The sequence below is a fragment of the Thiobacillus sp. genome (assembly GCF_030696885.1).
In the GTDB taxonomy this organism is placed as follows: Bacteria; Pseudomonadota; Gammaproteobacteria; order Burkholderiales; family Thiobacillaceae; genus Thiobacillus.
In genome coordinates, this window is record NZ_JAUYRI010000003.1 from 121,168 (window position 1) to 138,134 (window position 16,967).

A 16,967-nucleotide genomic window follows, 5' to 3' on the forward strand; every position below is an offset into this window, starting at 1 on the left:
TGTCAAAGGATTTAACCATGGCTAATGCATCTCGCGCAGGTAAATCAGCGGCTTGCTGCCGCGATGCAGGCCGAAACTCGCCCGCGCCGCCGGGTTCTGGTTGTAGACACCGCTGCTCGAACGCCCTTGCAGCCAGCTCTGCGACGCCGCGCTCGCAGGGGTCACCGCGTTCGCCACACAGGTCGTGCCGGTGGCTGTTGCGCCCAGCTGCAGCGTCATATTGACGCTGCCGGTGTTGCCCGCGCCCGGCGCGGAAAACCTCAGGTTGCCGCGCCCGGCGTTGAAACGACCGGACAGCGAAACCGATGTGTCACAGGCATCGAGATCGCGCTGCCAGTTGGCAAGCACCACATTGGCAGCCGCAAGCTGGGTGCAGGAATCTGCGGTAAGTGGCGTGCCGAGAACTGGCGTGCCGAGAATAAACCCGCTACCGTTCCAGAATCGGGCTTCGAGGGGTACCGGCAGGCCGAGCAGTTCCGAACCGTGGGCGTTCGACAGCACCAGTTGACCGAATCGGATTTGATTACCCGCGTCGAATCCGATGCTCGAAAACACCGCGGGCGTGAGGGTGTCGATGGTGCCGTTGCCGGACACGCCCGCCTCGGCGATGTCCTCAATGCTCATCGACAGGCTGATGTCCGCAAGAAAGGGCGCGACCGGGGTGGTGCGCACAAACGCAATCTCATCCGCCGCATTGGCCGCCAGGGTGCCCACCCCGCTGCCGCTCGCCGTAACGGTCGGCGCACCCAGCAAGCCGATATCCAGTCCGCCGGTGACGGGCGTGTGGACTTGCACGCTTCCTGCGGGCACGAGCTTCCATAGCGCGCCCGCGTAGTTGAGCGTAGTGGCACCCGCGGCGTTCTTTGCCGTGATCGTGGCTTCGGGCACGGTGAGATAGCCGAAGGGTTGGCCCGCATAGGTGAACGAGCGCGCGGCGCAGGTGGGGTCGTTGAAGGTCTTGAATTCGGGCGTGCTGGCTGTCGTCAGCACGAAATGGTCCGGCACGAAGCGGCCGACGTTGACGGCCGCCGACTCGATCGTTCTCTCGGCCGCGCTGGAGCCGTCGGCCGCATCCACCGCGGCGAAGTTCGCATCCACCAGTGTCATCGCGAAGGCACCCACCTCGGAATAGCTCGCGGTCGACGTCGTCAGCACGCCGGATGCGGTCGACCAGGCGCCGGGTGACAGCACGCCGAGGGTGCAACCGGAAGCAGGCAGCAGACAGACCGTCGGACTGGCCACCGGTGTGCCGACGTAGTTCGCCGTGGCCGTGCCCGCGGCGTTGCGTGCCGTCGCCTCGATCTGGAACGGTCGCCCGGCCTTGTGGACCGTGCCGCCGGTAACCGCAACGTTAGCGAGCGTGCGCAAGCTGCTCGGTGGGGGACTAAAGGCGGTAACGCTATCGAAATCCCTCGCCATCACGCCGCCAAAACTCGCCGGGCGAATCGCGAAGTTGTCGCCCGAGCAGGCAACGACCGTCGCCGTGCCCGTCGCCGGATAGCGCATGCGCACCCGCACATTGGGCCAGGCTTCGGGTTCGCCGATGCCGGCGAGCGTCTTCCGGCCCTGGTCGCCGGCGGCGAAGGTGAGCGTCCCGAGGTTGCGGATCAGCGAATAGGCACCGCATGCGCCGCCACCCGCCGCGTTGACCAGCTCCACCCCGACCGCACCGGTAAAGGCGGTTTCGACCGCCGTCGCGGTCGTGTTGAGCGCGACCACATCGACGGCGAATGCACTGGCGGCCACCTTGGTCCGGATCACCCCGCTGATGCTGCCGGCTGCGGTCGTCGTCTCGAACGCATTGAAGCCGCCCGGCGTCACCGGTGTCACGCTACTGCACGGCCGCGTCTCGCTCATCACGTCCACCAGCCGTGCCGCGCTCAGCGCGCCGCTGAACACATTGACCTCGTCCAGGTTGCCGCTGAACTTGAAATTCGGGCCGCTTTCGCCCGACGCATTGTTCTCGCCGCCGATCGACGCGGCACCGGCATCTGTGCCCCAGGTACCGTTATAGGTTTGCGAGACAGCGGCAAGTTGGGTGCCTGCCTGGTTGTAGACATAAATACGCTTGGTCCGGTTGACGAGATCGGCGACCGCCGCGACGAAATACCAGGTGTTGTTTGCGACGACGTTGGGGGTATCGAGGATGATGGCGCTGACCGAACGGGTATAGAAGCGTACCCTGCCGGTGCCGCCGTCACCCAGGCTGAATCCGTAGCCGCCGGAATTGCTCTGGTCGTCGATGAAGATGCGCTGGCCGCCCCGCGCGTTGTTGGTGGTGCGGATCCAGGCGGTGATCGTGAAATCGGTCACGAGATTCGGGAACGAGGTCGGCACCGCCACGTAATCGTTGCTGCCGTCGAGCATGCCGTAGTTGCAGGTGCCCGGGGTGCCGGAGATCGCCGGCATCGTGCCGCCGGTGGTGGCGCCGTTGACCGCCGAGGCGTGATGGCTGCGGCCCGAACTGTCCGTGACCTGCCCCGACACGCCGGTCCAGGCCGCCTCGTCCATGCGGTAGCTGGCGATGACGTTGGATTGCAGTGAGACCAGATGGGCGACGCTGACGGCGGCCGTACTTGCCGTCGCCACCCGGCTGCCGGTCGCGGCGATCCCGCCGGAATAGGCCTCGTCGGCAAGTTCGATGGCGATCCCGTTATTGGGGCCGCCTGCGGTATTTTCATCTGCGTGTTCGGTCATGCCGGCGGGTGGCGCGAAACCGGCATTGCCATTGGCCACGGCAAACAGGCCGACGAGCCGCGTGCCGGCGACGGTCGGCGACACCGAATTGGCCGTCACACTCGTGCTGCTGGCGTTGCTGCGGACTGAATGGACGTTGACGGGCGCGACCGGATCGACGCCCCGATACGCGACCACCGCAGCAGCAGCGCGCACGGACGCACTGATGCCCCAGTTTTCGCTGGCGGGCGTGGCGGCGGTGACGCGCCGCCAGTAGACCGCCTGGGTCAGCGCGCTCCCGTCGTAGGTGAGGTTGATCAGCGTCCAGCCAGTCGGCGGGGGGGTAAAGGTCCGATCGCCGCGCGCGGCAATCTGCACGATCAGCACATCATCGACCTGCCTGCCCGCCGGATACGTCAGCGTCAGACTGGTCGTGCCGCTTCCGCCCGACACCGCAGACGCCGCGCCGACCAGCGTGATCGCAGACCAGGCCTGCGGCATCGCGGCCAGCCAGAGTGCGACGCCGGCGACGAGCACGCTGCCGATTCGGTGCATCAGGCGAGGGACGAGTCGGGTGCTCATTGGGAGAACACCGCCTCGATCCGGCGTTCGACAAAATCCACCTCGCCGGGTTGGCCCGAGGTCGCCGTCGAGGTGATCTGGTAGATCGCCACCGTATCGGCGCCATCGGTTTCAACGAAGGGGGTGCAGCTGACATCCACCGAAAAGGCGGCAAGCGTCTCCTCCAGTACCAGCGTGGTCGCGGCCGGGCACGGCGCCGGACTCGGCTGCAGCCCCTGCGGATCGATCACCTGCCACGCCGCCCATTCGATGCCGGCGCGCGCCGCCAGGTAGGCGCGACTGCCCTGAATGTCGAGTGCGCTGCTGATGTGACTGGTGCGCGACAGCGACACCATGTAGGCCGCCAGCGCAGCCAGGATGACCAGCAGGAAAATCGCGGTGGGCAGGACGAAGCCCGACTCGGTGTGCGGCACGCGCTTCATGGCTGGTTGCTCACCTGGGTGGTGGCATAGAGATTGACGGTTTCGCCGGACTGGCTCAGGGCCAGCGTGATGCTGACCAGGCCGCCGCGCTCGGTGACGCCGGGCTGGTAGTCGAAACTGCAGGCGCTGACACCGGTGGCCAGCAGCGCGCTCGGCGCAGGCGCGGGTGGCGTGGGCTGATTCGGATCAATGCCATAGCCCCAGAAGCGCGTCAGCGTACCCAGGCCGGGATTAGCCGGGTCAGGCGCGCACGCATAGGTCACCGGCCCCTCGACGACCTGGAAACGGTGGCCGGGCGAGGCCAGCGGAAACTGCTTGGCGGCAATGGCGATATTGGTCACGCTGCCGGCTGCACCGGCATAGGAGGCGAGCGTATTGCCCGCCACCGCCCAGGCGTCGGCGCCCGGAATGCCGAGGTTGTACACGGCGATGCGGTCGCCAGCCTGGATCGCGATGGCGGGACCGAGCACGTCGAAGCTGTTGTCGGCCGTCGTGAAATCGAGGATGTCGCCGCCTCCCGCCACGCGATAGCGGCCACCGCTGCGGGTGGCGAGAAACTCCAGATACACCACGCCGGCCGCATCCGTGGTGACCCGCACGCTGTTGGGCAGCGCCAGCCGGATGTCGCGTCCCATGCGGCGCAACGCGGTGTCGGCCGCGTCCGCCAGCCGCGCACGGCGGTCCTGGGCCACATAGCTTTCCAGCGGCGCGCGCAGGAACACCGCCACCATCGAGCCGATGATGGCGGTAATCGAGATGACGATGATCATCTCGACCAGGGTGAAGCCGGCGTGGTCAGAAATTGGGCGCATAACGCGTGCGGTAGCCGGACAGGCTGACGCCCAGGTTGCCGGGAGCGGTGACGGTCACGGTCACCAGCAGGGTTTCGCCTGCGGGGATGCCGTTGAAAGCCCCAGCCGGCTGCACCTGCACGGTCGAGGTATAGCCGGCGAGCCCGGTCACAGGAGCGCCACTAAGGTCGACGATGGGGTTCATGGAAAAGCCATCGTAATCGTTGACGTTGTCGAACGGCGGGACACCGGGATCGCGCGTCTCTCCAGCCTCTGGCCCCATGGTGTCCTCGCGCACCGCGCAATCGCCAAAACCGCTTGCCGTCTCCACATTGGCATCGTCCGGATCGCAATAGGTGTAGGGCTTGGCCAGCACTTCCTCGAGCAGCGATTCGGCGATGGCGAGCGCCTGCTTGCGCACCATGGGATCGGCGCTGGAACGTGTGTTGAAGCTGAAGACCGACACCACTCCGGTCACCGCGATGCCCACCACCACGATGAAAACCAGCAGCTCGATCAGGCTAAGGCCGCGTTCGCTAGTCATGGACGTAGCCGGTTTCCTGCTCGACCCGGATCGTGTGCGTGCCACTGCCGGTGACCTGGATCGCGAGCTGGGCCGCGAGGTTCGGGCGCCCGCCCCGGTCGAACGTCAGCACCGTGACCGGGGCAATCGTCACCCCGCCCGGCGCTGTGACCGTGTAGGGCTTTTCGCCGCCCGGCCCGGGTGCCAGGGTGGCGCAGGCCGCGTCATAGCACAGTGTCGCATCGCCGGCGGTCAGGCGAACGGAGACATCGCGACGCTGGGAAACAGCAAGCTTCTGTGCAAAGCGCACCGTAGCGGAAAGCTGGTCGGAAAATCCGCGGGTATCGAAGCTGGTACGTCCGATCATGCGCGGCACGGCCACCGCCGCGAGGATGCCGGCGATGACCAGGACGAGGATCAGTTCTACCAGGGTGAAGCCGCGCTCAGGCGGCGGGCAACCACGCTTCGGTATGGGCCAGCTGCTTGTCGCTGCTTCGAGCCCCGTCGCGGAGTCGCCCGGCATGTGCGTAATTAGCAGCCCGTGGTCACGGCTGCACTGATCAACGCGGCGCCGCCGGTTGCGGTGGTGGAAGGACGGTAGGTGAACTGGCAATTGGCCGGGATCCGTGCGCCGGTAACGCCGATCGTCAGCACCGAAGCAATCGCGGCGCCGCCGCCGGCGACGGTATAGCCTTCCGCGGCGAGAGCCGTGTTGGCTTGCGCGATGGTCGTGCCAGCGGGCAGGAAGACAGAGGTCAGCCCGGCCGCGTTGATGATGCCGCGGGCATCGGAAGTGGGGTAGCCGTTAATAATGTTGATCAGACCATTTTCGGTACAGACCGTGCCTGCGGCGGTGACAGCGTTGGTTGCGTTGGTGGCTGCACCTGCGCAACCGCCCGTATCGGCCACGCCGCCGCGAACCAGCACCACACCATGGACCATCGCAGAGGCCGCCTGCACCGCCCCGCGCGCCGCATTCAGCTTGGCGGCACGCGCATCGCCCTGGATGTTGGTGAAGCGCGGCAACGCCACCGCGGCGAGGATGCCGAGGATGACGATGACGACGATGAGTTCGATCATGGTGAAGCCGTGCTGTCTTGTTTTCATTGTGTTCTCCTGCGTAATTGGATGAAGTCTGCATGCCGACACCGCCAAACGGCGTGGCCCATACAAACTATTGCGGCCGTCAGCGCAAATACTTGAGCAAGTAATTGAATCTGCAGTTGAAAACTACTTGATTGCTACGCTGGCCAGATCCCACATCGGCAGGAACACGCCGAGCGCCAGCACCAGTACGACGCCGCCCATGGCGACGATGATGATGGGTTCGACGCGAGCGGCGAGGGTCTTGATTTCGTAATCCACCTCACGCTCGTACATGCCGGCGACTTCCTGCATCAGATCGTCGATGCTGCCGGTTTCCTCGCCGACGGCGATCATCTGCAGAACCACCGGGTTGAACACGGCGGCGTTCTGCGCGGTGCGCAAGACCGATTCGCCGCGCTCGATGCCGTTGCGCATCTGCTCGACGCGCGAGGCAATCCAGGCGTTGTCGGTGACTTCGGCCACCACCGAGAGCGCCTGCGCGGCGGGGATGCCGCTTTTGAGCGACAGCGCCAGGGTGCGCGCAAACCGGGCCAGCGTGCTGCGCAGGATGATCGAGCCGGTAAGCGGAATTTTGAGTTTGTAGCGATCCCAGATCAGCCGCCCCTCGGGGGAAGCGCGCCACAGGCGAAACCCGGCGATGGCCAGCACCAGACCCGCCAGCATGAGCCAGCCATACTCAATCGTGATCCGCGAGGATTCGATCAGAATCCGCGTCATCAGCGGCAGTTCGGCTCCCAGCCCGGCATAGACCTTGGCGAAGGCCGGGATGACGAAAACATTGATGACGGCCACCGCGACCACCATGGCGATCAGGACGAAACTCGGATAGCGCAGGGCCTCCTTGATGCGGGCACGGGTCTCGCGTTCGAACTCGAGGTGCTCGAACATCCGCAGGAAGATCTCGTCGAGCCGGCCGGTCGCCTCGCCGACCCGCACCATCGCCACGTAGAAAGGCGAAAAGACCTTGGGATGCTGGCGCATCGCCGTCGACAGATCGCGGCCGGCTTCAAGCGATTCCTTCAGCGAGGTGATCACCTGGGCAAACACGACATTGGTCGTCGATTCGATCAGGCCGGTGAGCGACCGCAGGATGGGCACGCCGGCACGCATCAGCGTATAGAGCTGGCGCGAGAACAGCTGCACGTCGATGGGCTGGACGGTGGGCGCGAACAGGCCCGGGCCTTTCGGCTTCGCGCCCCGGCGCTCGGCCTGGTCGGTTTCATGGATGGCGATGGGCGAGATGCCATTTTTCAGCAGGCTGCTGGCACAGGCGGCCGCGTTGTCCGCCTCGAGGAAGCCCTGGGTCTTGTCGCCACTCTGGGTGCGGCCGGTGTAGGCAAAGCGCAGCATCAGCCCGTTTCGTCCTGGGCGCTTGCGCGCATCGCCTCGGCCAGCGAGGTCACGCCGGCCCGCGCCAGCGCAATGGTCTGATCACGCAGGGTGTGACCGGCCAGGGCCGCGCGCGCAGCCGCCACGAATTCGGCGGGATTCTTGCGGGCCAGGCTTTCCGCCAGCGCGGCATTGATTTCGAGCAGTTCATGGACGGCGCACCGCCCGGAATACCCGGTGCCATGGCAGCGGTCGCACCCCGCCCCCGCGACATAGCCGTCTTCCGTATGGGCCTCGGTCTGCGCCCGTCCGAGCCAGACCCGTTCCTGCGGCGTCACGGCATGCGGCGCCTTGCAGTGGCCGCACACCTTGCGCACCAGTCGCTGCGCCAGCACGCCCTGCACCGAGGTTGCCACCATGAAGGCGGGCACGCCCATGTCGAGCAGGCGCACCGGGGTGGAAGCGGCGTCGTTGGTGTGCAGGGTGGACAGCACCAGGTGGCCGGTCATCGCCGCCCTGAGCGCAACCTGGGCGGTGTCTGCATCGCGCATCTCGCCGACCAGGATCACGTCCGGGTCCTGGCGCAGGATGGCGCGCAGCACGCGGGCAAAACTGAGGTCGATCTTTTCGTTGGCCTGCACCTGGTTGACGCCGGGCAGCCGGTATTCCACCGGGTCCTCGACCGTAATGATCTTGGTGCCAGGATCGTTGAGCTCGCCGAGCGCGGCATAGAGGGTGGTGGTCTTGCCGCTGCCGGTGGGGCCGGTCACCAGCACCAGGCCGTTGGGGCGGTGCAGGATGGCACGGAAACGCTCCAGCATGTCTGGCGGCATCCCCAGATTGTCGAGGGTAATGAGATTGTCGCCCTGGCTCAGCAGTCGCATCACCACCGATTCGCCGTATTGGGTGGGCATGGTGGACAGTCGCACATCGACGGTGCGGCCGCGCACCTTGACCGCGAAGCGGCCGTCCTGCGGCAGGCGCTTTTCGGAGATATCCAGTCCGGATACGATCTTCAGGCGCAGCGCCAGCGCCGGCGCGATCTTGAGGTCGGCCTGCGTCTGCGCATGCAGAATGCCATCGATGCGGAAGCGGATGGCCAGGTGCTTTTCCTGCGGCTCGATGTGGACGTCGGATGCCCCCACCTGCAGCGCATCCTCGAACAGTGTTTGCAACAGGCGCACCACCGGCGCGTCGGCCTGGCCTTCGCCGAGCGATTCGAGGCCAATGATGCTGGCCTCGCTTTCGCCCATGTCGCGCGCGAGTTCCTGGGTCAGGCCGTGAATGTCGTCGGTGCGCCGGTAGATGCGGTCGATCGCCGCCAGCAGGTCGCCTTCGGCGACCACGGCCAGTTGGATGCTCTCGTGGATCAGCCGGGCGATCTCGTCGTAGGCCGACAGGTCAGTCGGGTCGGCCATGCCGACAAAAATGCTGCCGTCGCGTCGCGCCAGCGGGATGGCCCGGAAGCGGCGCGCCTGCGCTTCCGGCAGCAACTGCAGCACGGACGCTTCGGGGCTGAATTTCCGCAGATCGATGAAAGGAAGACTCAACTGCCGCGCCAGCGCCTGCGCGATGTCGTTTTCGCCCGCCAGCCCGCTTTCGACAATGATGCGGCCGAGCCGGCGTCCGCTTTTCTTCTGCGCCGCCAGCGCGATGTCCAGGTCGGCGGCAGAAATCACCTTCTGCTCGACGAGCAGGTCGCCCAGACGAATTTTCTGGCGCGCGGGGGGCGGCGAGGCGGGCGGCGCTGCGGTTTCTGTCATGGTCGGTTCATTCACGCGTCAGGATGAGCACGTATCGGCCCGATCCGGCCATGTCTTTAAAAATGGCCCGGATCCCGCCATCAGCGGGACTGCGGCTGGACCAGTTCTCCCGGCCGGCTGCCGGGCCGCAGCGTGCCCTGATAGATGAAACCCGCGCCATAGCGCCGGCTGCCGTCTGGCGCGACGATCGGCTCGTTCTCGCTCCAGATCCAGACATGGCCCTCGCGGGTGTCCAGAATGAAAGCCCGCCCGCCGCCCTGCCCGCCGGGCGCGCCCGCCAGCGGCAGCGCCTGGTAGCGCCCTTCGTCCGCCAGCGCGCCGCTCGCCAGCACCAGCAGTCCCATTGCCATCCATCGTGTCCGCATCACGCCCTCCTTCATTTGAACAAGGCCGCCACCGCGGCGGCATCAAGTACATATTCATGGTTGCAGATGTCGTCGTGCACCCGGATTTCGCCCTGCTCGGCGAGGATGGATTCACATTCCGCGCGCCCCACGCCGTGCAGCATGGCATGGATCTTGGCCGGATCATACGGGCAGTGATAGTGGACCGGGCGCGGGTCGTAGACGCGCACATCCTCTTCGGGGAACAGACGCTCGATCAGCTTGATCGCGCCGAGGCCGAGCAATTCGTCCGGCCGCACGGTGTCGGCCAGGATCTGCAGCCGGTTCCAGCCGTCGGGGTCGCGCGCTTCTGCGCCCGGCAGCGCCTGCAGAAAGAGCCCGGCGGCGGTTTCGCCATTGGCCGCCAGCCACAGCCGGGTCGGCGTCTGCTCGGACTGTTCCAGGTAATGCTCGAACACCGCCGCCAATGTCTCGCCCTGCAGCGGTACATGGCTCTGGTAGGGCTGGCGCATGCCGGCGGCATCGAGCGTCAGGGTCAGCGCGCCCGCACCGAGCAGTTCCGGCAGGCTGCCGGCCGCCAGTTCGGCCGGCGCCCGCGCCATGCCGCGCAGACGCAATTGCTCGTCGCAATCCATCACCAGCAGCGACACCGCGCCTTCGCCGCGCAGCTGGAAGGTGATCCGCCCTGCCTGCTTGAGGTTGGCGGTGATCAGCGTGGTGACGCCCGCCAGCTGGCCCAGCAATTCCAGTACGGGTTCAGGGTAGGCGCGGCCCGCGGTCATCTGCTGCCAGGCATCGCCCAGCTGCACCCAGGCGCCGCGAATGTCGAGTTGCTCGAACAGAAAGCCGCGCACCCGGCTGGGCTGCGTGTCGGCGGCGCTCAATTAAGTTGCACCCGCTCGCCCCACGGCACGGCGCCCTTGCCCTTGACCAGCCAGACCACCGGGTAATTCGGCGGCAGCTTGGGGAAGTCGCCTTCGGCATCGGTGAAGTACACCAGCATGTTGGGGCTGCGGTTTTCGTGTTCGACCCAGTCGAACACCGGACGGAAATCGGTGCCGCCGCCGCCTTCGATATCAGTGGGAAGTTGCATGGTGTCCCACGGCTCGAATTCCCACGGCGCTTTATCAGCCACGTGGTTGTCGCACGCGAGCAAGGTGATGCGGGCGCGCACCTGGCCTTTCAGCGCATCGAGCTCGCTGACGAATTCGCGCAGCTCGTCATCGCTGATCGAGCCGCTGGTGTCGATCGCGGCGACGACTTCGATGCCCTCGCTCGACAGCCGTGGCAGCAGCGCATCGCCTTCGCGCCGCGACGGCCGCCGCCACGAATAGTCGTCGCGCTGGTTGACCGCAAAGAAGCGCGCCAGCAGCGCGCGCCACGGCAGGCTCGGCGCCAGCAGGCCGTCGACCCAGCGCATCATCGACTGCGACAGCTTGCCCGCCTGGCGCGCGGCCTGGGCGGCGGCGGCCAGCCGGTTCTTCCACTGCTCGGCCAATTCCTCGCGTTCGCTGGGCGACAGCTCGTTCGGCTTTTGCGAGGCCTGGCTGCCGCTGCCCTCTTTTTCCTCCGCCTGGCTCTGACCTTCCTTACCCTGGCCGCCCGACTCGCCGGCATCGGGGTCATCCTGGCGCTCGTTCTCGTCGGGACTTGCGCCCTGCTCGTTGTCGCTGTCGAACAGGTGCTGGTCGAAGGATTCCTCCGGCGTGTCCTCGGGAATCAGCGGGTAGATCTCCTCCGCCGACAGCGTCATGAAATTCTGGTCGGCGAGGATGCCGTGCAGCGGCGGCTTCAGGCCTTCCTCGATCAGGATCAGGTTCACCGCGTGGTCGCAGGCCACGTCCCAGCGTCGCTTCACCCGGTGGTTGCGGCGATGCGGATGGCCCATCGCGCAATGCATCGCCTCGTGCGCCAGCACGAACTGCGTCTGCGCCAGCGACAGGTTTTCGACGAATTTGGGATTGAAATAGAAGGCCTGCGCGTCGGTGCCGGTGGTGGTGCACCACTCGCCGCCCGGCTTCAGCGGCAGATGCATCACCAGCGCGCCCAGAAACGGCCGCTCCATGATCAGCCGCGTGCGCGCGGCGGCAAGCTTGGTGAGGATGGGTTGGAGCGCGGCGTCGTTGGCTTCAGCCATGGGCTTAATGTTCGTACAAGACCAGGTCGGTGATGCTGTTGGCCCACTCGGCAAACGCCGGCACGGCGAACAGCGGACGGCCCACCGCGCGATGCAGGTCGGACACCAGCATTACCCCCATCTCACGCTGCGGAAAGCGCTGTGCGTATTTGAGGATGTTGCCGTAGACCGCCGTCGCATTGCCGCTGTCGGCTGCCTGCAGGGCCTTGCGGACCAGCGCGGCGGCGACGCCGTACTGCAGGTCGATGCCCTCGGGCACCTCGGCCGCCTCGCCGGCGAGGATGGCGTCGATGTCCGGCATCTGCGCCATGTTGTCGACGAAGGTCTTGAGTTCCAGTCCCGCCGATTGCCCCACGCAGGCCACCAGCGAGTCGGCCAGCAGCGCGGTACGATCGAATTTCTGCAGCGCGCGGTGCGCGTATTCCCACGAGCGCGGGCTGGGGAAAGCGATCGGCGTGTGCGCCGGATCGAAGCTGAACAACAGGTCGGGGCGGAAGCGCAGGAAGGCAATCACGCGCGGATCGATGTCCTCGCTGTGCGCCCAGTCCACCCAGTCGTCCAGGTTCACCTCGACTTCGTAGTGGGTGAAGCGGTTGGCCAGCGGCGCCGGCATCGCGTAGGTGACGCCGCGGTCGCCCTGGCGGTTGCCGGCGGCGAAGATCACCCAGCCGTCGGGCACCTGGTATTCGCCGAGGCGGCGGTCGAGAATCAGCTGGTAGGCCGCGGCCGACACGGTCGGCGGCGCCGAGGTGATCTCGTCGAGGAATAGGATGCCGGCCGGGCCGTGGCGCGCGGCATCGGGCAGCACCGAGGGAATCGACCATTCGACCAGCTGGCCGTTGCGGAACGGAATGCCACGCAGGTCGGTCGGCTCCATTTGCGAGAGGCGGATATCGATCAGCGGCACGCTGTGCTGCAGCGCGATCTTGGCGACGATCTGCGACTTGCCGACGCCCGGCGGGCCCCACAGCATCACGGGCGTGTGGTGGCCGTCGGCGGCGCTTTCAAATTCGCGGTCGAGGATGGTTTCGATGTGGGAGGGACGCATGGGCTTTACAACAATACGGAGTGAAGCCAAATGATAATCGCTCGTGCTCGCGCATTCCAGTTTGTTTCGCCCTTGATCGGGAAGGGGAGATTTTGCTACCGTGCACCCACTAGGGCTGAAATGGATGCAGCATGAATTTTTGCAGTGAATGTGGCAGCGCCGTCATGCTGCGCGTACCGGCCGGAGACAATCTGCCGCGTCATATCTGTACCGACTGCGGCACCATCCATTACCAGAATCCAAAAATGGTGGTCGGCTGCATTCCGGAATGGGAAGACAAGGTGCTGCTGTGCCGCCGCGCGATCGAACCCAAATATGGGCTGTGGACGCTGCCTGCCGGCTTCATGGAAAACGGCGAAACCACGCTGGAAGGCGCGGCGCGCGAAACCTGGGAAGAAGCCGGCGCGCGCATTGAGATCGGCGGGCTCTATACCCTGTTCAACCTACCGCACATCAACCAGGTGTATTTGATGTTCCGCGCCCAGTTGCTGGATCTGGATTTTCAGCCCGGCATCGAATCGCTGGAAACGAAACTCTTTACCGAAGCCGAAATTCCCTGGGACGACATCGCGTTTCGCACCGTGCGCGCCACGCTGGAACAGTATTTCAACGACCGCCGCGCCGGCTCATTCGACTTTCACTTCGGCGACATCCGCACGCGCTGACGCTAGGCAGCGGCGGCGAACTGCTCGCGGCCGAGCACATCCATGCCGACCCGCAGCCAGCCTTCGTGGCTTTCCATGACCTCGCCCAGCCGCAGGCGGTAGAGCATGTCGCCGTCGCGCAGCATCAGCGATGCGCCGAGGCGATAGTGCGACTGCGGGATTAACAGGTTGCTGACGCCCTGGTCGGGATGCGTCATCGGCATATACAGCGCCCAGGTCTTTTCCGGCATGCTGCCTTCCGAGGTCGGCTCGAAATAAATTTCCACCCGCTTGGGATGACGCGACAGGCGCTGCGCGCCGACCAGATGCTGATCGTCCTCCTCGCGGTTCCAGCGGATCGCCAGCAACTGCCAGACATTCTCAGCCGGATCCCAGCTCACCGCCACCAGGCGACCGTGCGGCAGCGCCGTCACCTCGGGCAGGGCAAAGCCCATGCCCTCCGGACTTTCGTCGCGCAGCATCCAGGGCTCAAGGCCCGAACGTGCCGGATCGCCGTCGTACTGGGCGAGCGCGGCCAGTATGTTGTCCATGCCGGCCGCCACCCACACGCGGCCGAAGCGGTTGGTGCGCTGCAGGTTGCGGCGGATGCCGCCGCGCTCGATCAGACTGGCCACCTGCTGGGCGAGCCCGCCCGTGCCGTCTTCGGATGCGTCGTTTTCGAGCCCGCGCAGATGAGCAACCAGCGGACCCAGCGCCAGGTAGCGCAGGCGACGGCCTTCCACCCAGTCGGGTTCGAGCATGCTCGCCCCCTCGCTCTGCGTCAGGTCCACCATGTGCGTGTGGATTTGCCGTCGCGCAGCAACGTCGGGTAGCGGCAGCGGCTCGAAGCGTTCGATCAGTTCGGCGATGGATTCGATTTCCTGGGTGCGATAACCCAGCGGATGCACCAGACCCATCAGCACCACCAGCGTGTATTCACGCGCGCAGTGGGTCGGTTTCGCATCGATCCGCACCGGTGTCAGCACATGGCCGTCGCGCTCGACCAGCCGGTAGATCTTGTGCAGCCGACGCCACGCCGACGGCGACGGGCTGCGTGCCTGGTGATAGTCCCAGCGCATGACCAGGCCGATGTAGCGCAGCGTGCGCGCGGCAAAATCCGCCACATGCGGCTTGAGGTCTTCGCTGCCCGGATTGCGGTAGGCGTGCTTCAGCATCTCGTACCAGGCTTCCGCCAGCAGCGACCAGAACATCCACGATTCGCGCCACAGTGCCTGACGCGCCAGACGAAATGACGCCTGATTGCGGACATACTGTTCGACGATGCGTTCCTGCAGCGGCAACCCCGCCTCCTCCAGCTTCAGCAGCGATTTCATGCGACTGAGCGTCGCCGCAGCGTGTTCCGCGTTGAAGCGCTCAAGCCCCTGGACCAGCGCGTGATGCCTGTCGTAATCGGAATCGGCAGGCAGGGTCTTCAGCCATTTCTCGGTGCGCTTTACCGAGGCGAACGGCGATCCGCTCCCGGCTTTTCTGCGGAGGGCGATCGTGGTCAGCATGTCAAAGAATTCGGGCATGGGACAACTCAATGGATGGCGTGTGCTGTTGAACAGCACCATCTATGCCAGCCGGCCGCGCTGCCCTGCCGCATCCAAGGCATTGGTTTTACTGACCCCCGCGTCAGGCTGTCGTCAGCCCCGGCGGCCGGGATAACGAAAACCCGACACTCCTTGATGAAGCCGCGTCAGCCCGTGCCGACGCACCCACCCGCCGACAAAGCCCGGCGAACCCGCTACAATTCGCGCCGTCAGGCTAACCTGCTTGCAGTTAAGCGCGAAGCGCGGCCGAAGCCAAAACCGGCCGCCCGCATCGTGCAGATTTTTTTGGAAGCGTGGCAGAGTGGTCGATTGCACCGGTCTTGAAAACCGGCAACGGGCAACCGTTCGTGAGTTCGAATCTCACCGCTTCCGCCAGATGCGTGGTTTCAGCATGCGTGCGCAGCACGCGTGCTAAAACCCATCCCACAAGGAAGCGGGAAGCCTCTCACCGCTTCCGCCAGATACTTGGTTTTAGCCAGCGTGCGTAGCGCGCATGCTTGAAACCGGGCGCAAGAACACGGTGTTTTTCGTCGGGTCATGAGAAAATCCCCGCATGCCCCAGACTGCTCCCCTCACTCCCGTCAACCATGACCGCGACAGCGCGGGGATGACCTATGTCTATCCCGTCGTCTCGCGGCGGGCCGGCGGCGTATCGGTGGGGGTTAACCTCAATCCCAACAACGCCTGCAACTGGGCCTGCGTGTATTGCCAGGTGCCCGATCTGGTGCGCGGCGCAGCGCCGGAGATCGATCTGGCGCAACTCGAGACCGAGCTGCGCGCGATGTTTGCCGACATCCTGCACGGCGACTTCATGCAGACGCGGGTACCCGAAGGCGCACGGCGGCTGAACGACATTGCGCTGTCGGGCAATGGCGAGCCGACCAGCGCCCGCGCCTTTCCGCAGGTGATCGACCTGATCGGCCGGGTGATGGCGGATTTCGGTCTCATCGATACGATCAAGCTGGTGCTGATCACCAACGGCAGTCTGGCCGACCGGCCGCGCGTGCAGGACGGCCTCAAAAAAATGGCGGCGCTGAACGGCGAAATGTGGTTCAAGTTCGACAGCGCAACCGCCAGTGGCATGCGCAGCATCAACCAGACGCGCATCTCGCCCGACAAGCAGTTCGAGCGACTGGCCGCGACCGCGCGCCTGTGTCCGACCTGGCTACAAACTTGCGTGTTCGCGACGGACGGTGCACCGCCTTCCGATGCGGAACAGGCGGCCTATCTGGCCGCGGTGACGCGCATCCGGCAGCAAGGCATTCCGCTGCAGGGCGTGCTGCTCTACGGTCTGGCGCGGCCTTCGATGCAGCCGCAGGCCGACCGGCTGTCCGCGCTGCCGGCGGCCTGGCTCGACGCCTTTGCTGAAAAAATTCGCGCCGCGGGGCTGCCGGTGAAGGTTTCACCCTAAAAACCGTGGTTGACCGCTTGTTAAGCTTTGGAGCCTCTATGCTGATCCCGCTTTTTGCCTTCGATTCGGGCCCTTACCCAAGGGGAAGCGCTACGCACCTGCTGGCACATCCGGACGCGTGCCTGCCTTTGTCGCTCGTCGTTGCAGGCGCCGGCCTGCTGCCTCCTCGTTTCGCGGCATCCACACGCCCGCACGCGCCATCAGGCGCGTCCAACCACGGTTTCTAGGGCGCCCATGATCCACGGCATCGGCACTGATCTCTTGGACGCCCGCCGCATTCGCGACGGCCTTGCCCGCTTCGGCGAGCATTACGCCGACCGCATGCTTGCCCCGGCCGAACACGCGGGCTATTACGTCAGCCGCGACCCGGCACGCTTTCTCGCCAAGGCCTTCGCCGCCAAGGAGGCGTTCGCCAAGGCTGCCGGCACCGGGCTGCGTCCGCCCATCACGCTGCGCAACATCGCGGTGCTGCGCGATGCGCATGGCAAGCCGCATATCGAATGCGCGCCCGAACTGGCGGCCTGGCTGGTGGACCGAGGGATTACAGCGCACCATGTCTCGCTGTCGGACGAGGGCGACCTGGTCCTCGCCTACGTCATATTGGAGTGCCCATGACGCCTGATTTCTCTACCGGAGC

The 16,967-nt window shown here is 65.8% G+C and carries 16 protein-coding genes and 1 tRNA gene; 4 read left to right on the forward strand and 13 right to left on the reverse strand.

Features of this window, described 5'->3' with window-relative positions:
* Positions 1–21 precede the first annotated feature (21 nt).
* The 12 genes from Q8R61_RS00710 to Q8R61_RS00765 form a co-directional block, all read right to left on the reverse strand.
* On the reverse strand, positions 22–3,258 hold the full coding sequence (locus Q8R61_RS00710) for a LamG domain-containing protein (RefSeq protein WP_305533394.1): 3,237 nt from the start codon (positions 3,256–3,258) through the stop codon (positions 22–24).
* The gene (locus Q8R61_RS00715) at positions 3,255–3,680 is read right to left on the reverse strand and encodes a hypothetical protein (protein WP_305533395.1); all 426 of its coding nucleotides are present in this window, start codon (positions 3,678–3,680) and stop codon (positions 3,255–3,257) included. Before Q8R61_RS00715 ends, Q8R61_RS00710 begins: the two co-directional genes overlap by 4 nt.
* Complete coding sequence (locus tag Q8R61_RS00720) at positions 3,677–4,492, reverse strand: prepilin-type N-terminal cleavage/methylation domain-containing protein (protein WP_305533396.1); 816 nt, start codon at positions 4,490–4,492, stop codon at positions 3,677–3,679. The genes Q8R61_RS00715 and Q8R61_RS00720 overlap by 4 nt, the downstream gene beginning before the upstream one ends.
* Positions 4,476–5,015 (reverse strand): type II secretion system protein, encoded by a 540-nt coding sequence (locus Q8R61_RS00725; protein WP_305533397.1) that lies wholly within the window; start codon positions 5,013–5,015, stop codon positions 4,476–4,478. The genes Q8R61_RS00720 and Q8R61_RS00725 overlap by 17 nt, the downstream gene beginning before the upstream one ends.
* Positions 5,008–5,517 carry a Tfp pilus assembly protein FimT/FimU gene (locus Q8R61_RS00730; RefSeq protein ID WP_305533398.1) on the reverse strand — a complete coding sequence of 170 codons (510 nt, stop codon included), beginning with the start codon at positions 5,515–5,517 and terminating at the stop codon, positions 5,008–5,010. The genes Q8R61_RS00725 and Q8R61_RS00730 overlap by 8 nt, the downstream gene beginning before the upstream one ends.
* 8 nt (positions 5,518–5,525) lie before the next feature.
* Complete coding sequence (locus Q8R61_RS00735; protein WP_305533399.1) at positions 5,526–6,101, reverse strand: type II secretion system protein; 576 nt, start codon at positions 6,099–6,101, stop codon at positions 5,526–5,528.
* A 123-nt stretch (positions 6,102–6,224) separates the two neighbouring features.
* Complete coding sequence (locus Q8R61_RS00740) at positions 6,225–7,451, reverse strand: type II secretion system F family protein (RefSeq protein ID WP_305533400.1); 1,227 nt, start codon at positions 7,449–7,451, stop codon at positions 6,225–6,227.
* A complete protein-coding gene (locus Q8R61_RS00745) occupies positions 7,451–9,193 on the reverse strand; it encodes a GspE/PulE family protein (RefSeq protein WP_305533401.1) in 1,743 nt (580 codons plus the stop codon). Before Q8R61_RS00745 ends, Q8R61_RS00740 begins: the two co-directional genes overlap by 1 nt.
* 80 nt (positions 9,194–9,273) lie before the next feature.
* Positions 9,274–9,558 carry a hypothetical protein gene (locus Q8R61_RS00750; RefSeq protein WP_305533402.1) on the reverse strand — a complete coding sequence of 95 codons (285 nt, stop codon included), beginning with the start codon at positions 9,556–9,558 and terminating at the stop codon, positions 9,274–9,276.
* A gap of 11 nt (positions 9,559–9,569) precedes the next feature.
* Complete coding sequence (locus tag Q8R61_RS00755; protein ID WP_305533403.1) at positions 9,570–10,421, reverse strand: Hsp33 family molecular chaperone HslO; 852 nt, start codon at positions 10,419–10,421, stop codon at positions 9,570–9,572.
* Positions 10,418–11,674, reverse strand: a complete 1,257-nt coding sequence (locus tag Q8R61_RS00760) for a VWA-like domain-containing protein (protein ID WP_305533404.1) — start codon at positions 11,672–11,674, stop codon at positions 10,418–10,420. Before Q8R61_RS00760 ends, Q8R61_RS00755 begins: the two co-directional genes overlap by 4 nt.
* A 4-nt stretch (positions 11,675–11,678) precedes the next feature.
* Positions 11,679–12,722, reverse strand: a complete 1,044-nt coding sequence (locus Q8R61_RS00765; RefSeq protein WP_305533405.1) for an AAA family ATPase — start codon at positions 12,720–12,722, stop codon at positions 11,679–11,681.
* Positions 12,723–12,853: 131 nt separating this feature from the next.
* Here Q8R61_RS00765 and Q8R61_RS00770 point away from each other — a divergent pair, with 131 nt between their 5' ends.
* Positions 12,854–13,387 carry an NUDIX hydrolase gene (locus Q8R61_RS00770; RefSeq protein WP_305533406.1) on the forward strand — a complete coding sequence of 178 codons (534 nt, stop codon included), beginning with the start codon at positions 12,854–12,856 and terminating at the stop codon, positions 13,385–13,387.
* Between the two features lie 2 nt (positions 13,388–13,389).
* Here Q8R61_RS00770 and Q8R61_RS00775 read toward each other — a convergent pair whose 3' ends face one another.
* A complete protein-coding gene (locus Q8R61_RS00775) occupies positions 13,390–14,898 on the reverse strand; it encodes a hypothetical protein (RefSeq protein WP_305533407.1) in 1,509 nt (502 codons plus the stop codon).
* A 308-nt stretch (positions 14,899–15,206) separates the two neighbouring features.
* Here Q8R61_RS00775 and Q8R61_RS00780 point away from each other — a divergent pair.
* From Q8R61_RS00780 to acpS, 3 genes are all read left to right on the forward strand, one after another.
* A tRNA-Ser gene (locus Q8R61_RS00780) sits at positions 15,207–15,294 on the forward strand.
* 178 nt (positions 15,295–15,472) lie between these two features.
* Positions 15,473–16,330: a radical SAM protein gene (locus Q8R61_RS00785; RefSeq protein ID WP_305533408.1), complete on the forward strand. Its 858-nt coding sequence runs from the start codon at positions 15,473–15,475 to the stop codon at positions 16,328–16,330.
* Positions 16,331–16,564: 234 nt separating this feature from the next.
* Positions 16,565–16,945, forward strand: coding sequence for a holo-ACP synthase (acpS, locus tag Q8R61_RS00790; RefSeq protein ID WP_305533409.1), 381 nt, complete (start codon positions 16,565–16,567; stop codon positions 16,943–16,945).
* Positions 16,946–16,967 lie beyond the last annotated feature (22 nt).

Coding starts and splice junctions, on each gene's coding strand:
- Q8R61_RS00710 (WP_305533394.1), bottom strand. CDS start 3,258: ATGAGCACCCGACTCGTCCCTCGCCTGATGCACCGAATCGGCAGCGTG.
- Q8R61_RS00715 (WP_305533395.1), bottom strand. CDS start 3,680: ATGAAGCGCGTGCCGCACACCGAGTCGGGCTTCGTCCTGCCCACCGCG.
- Q8R61_RS00720 (WP_305533396.1), bottom strand. CDS start 4,492: ATGCGCCCAATTTCTGACCACGCCGGCTTCACCCTGGTCGAGATGATC.
- Q8R61_RS00725 (WP_305533397.1), bottom strand. CDS start 5,015: ATGACTAGCGAACGCGGCCTTAGCCTGATCGAGCTGCTGGTTTTCATC.
- Q8R61_RS00730 (WP_305533398.1), bottom strand. CDS start 5,517: ATGCCGGGCGACTCCGCGACGGGGCTCGAAGCAGCGACAAGCAGCTGG.
- Q8R61_RS00735 (WP_305533399.1), bottom strand. CDS start 6,101: ATGAAAACAAGACAGCACGGCTTCACCATGATCGAACTCATCGTCGTC.
- Q8R61_RS00740 (WP_305533400.1), bottom strand. CDS start 7,451: ATGCTGCGCTTTGCCTACACCGGCCGCACCCAGAGTGGCGACAAGACC.
- Q8R61_RS00745 (WP_305533401.1), bottom strand. CDS start 9,193: ATGACAGAAACCGCAGCGCCGCCCGCCTCGCCGCCCCCCGCGCGCCAG.
- Q8R61_RS00750 (WP_305533402.1), bottom strand. CDS start 9,558: ATGCGGACACGATGGATGGCAATGGGACTGCTGGTGCTGGCGAGCGGC.
- Q8R61_RS00760 (WP_305533404.1), bottom strand. CDS start 11,674: ATGGCTGAAGCCAACGACGCCGCGCTCCAACCCATCCTCACCAAGCTT.
- Q8R61_RS00765 (WP_305533405.1), bottom strand. CDS start 12,722: ATGCGTCCCTCCCACATCGAAACCATCCTCGACCGCGAATTTGAAAGC.
- Q8R61_RS00770 (WP_305533406.1), top strand. CDS start 12,854: ATGAATTTTTGCAGTGAATGTGGCAGCGCCGTCATGCTGCGCGTACCG.
- Q8R61_RS00775 (WP_305533407.1), bottom strand. CDS start 14,898: ATGCCCGAATTCTTTGACATGCTGACCACGATCGCCCTCCGCAGAAAA.
- Q8R61_RS00785 (WP_305533408.1), top strand. CDS start 15,473: ATGCCCCAGACTGCTCCCCTCACTCCCGTCAACCATGACCGCGACAGC.
- acpS (WP_305533409.1), top strand. CDS start 16,565: ATGATCCACGGCATCGGCACTGATCTCTTGGACGCCCGCCGCATTCGC.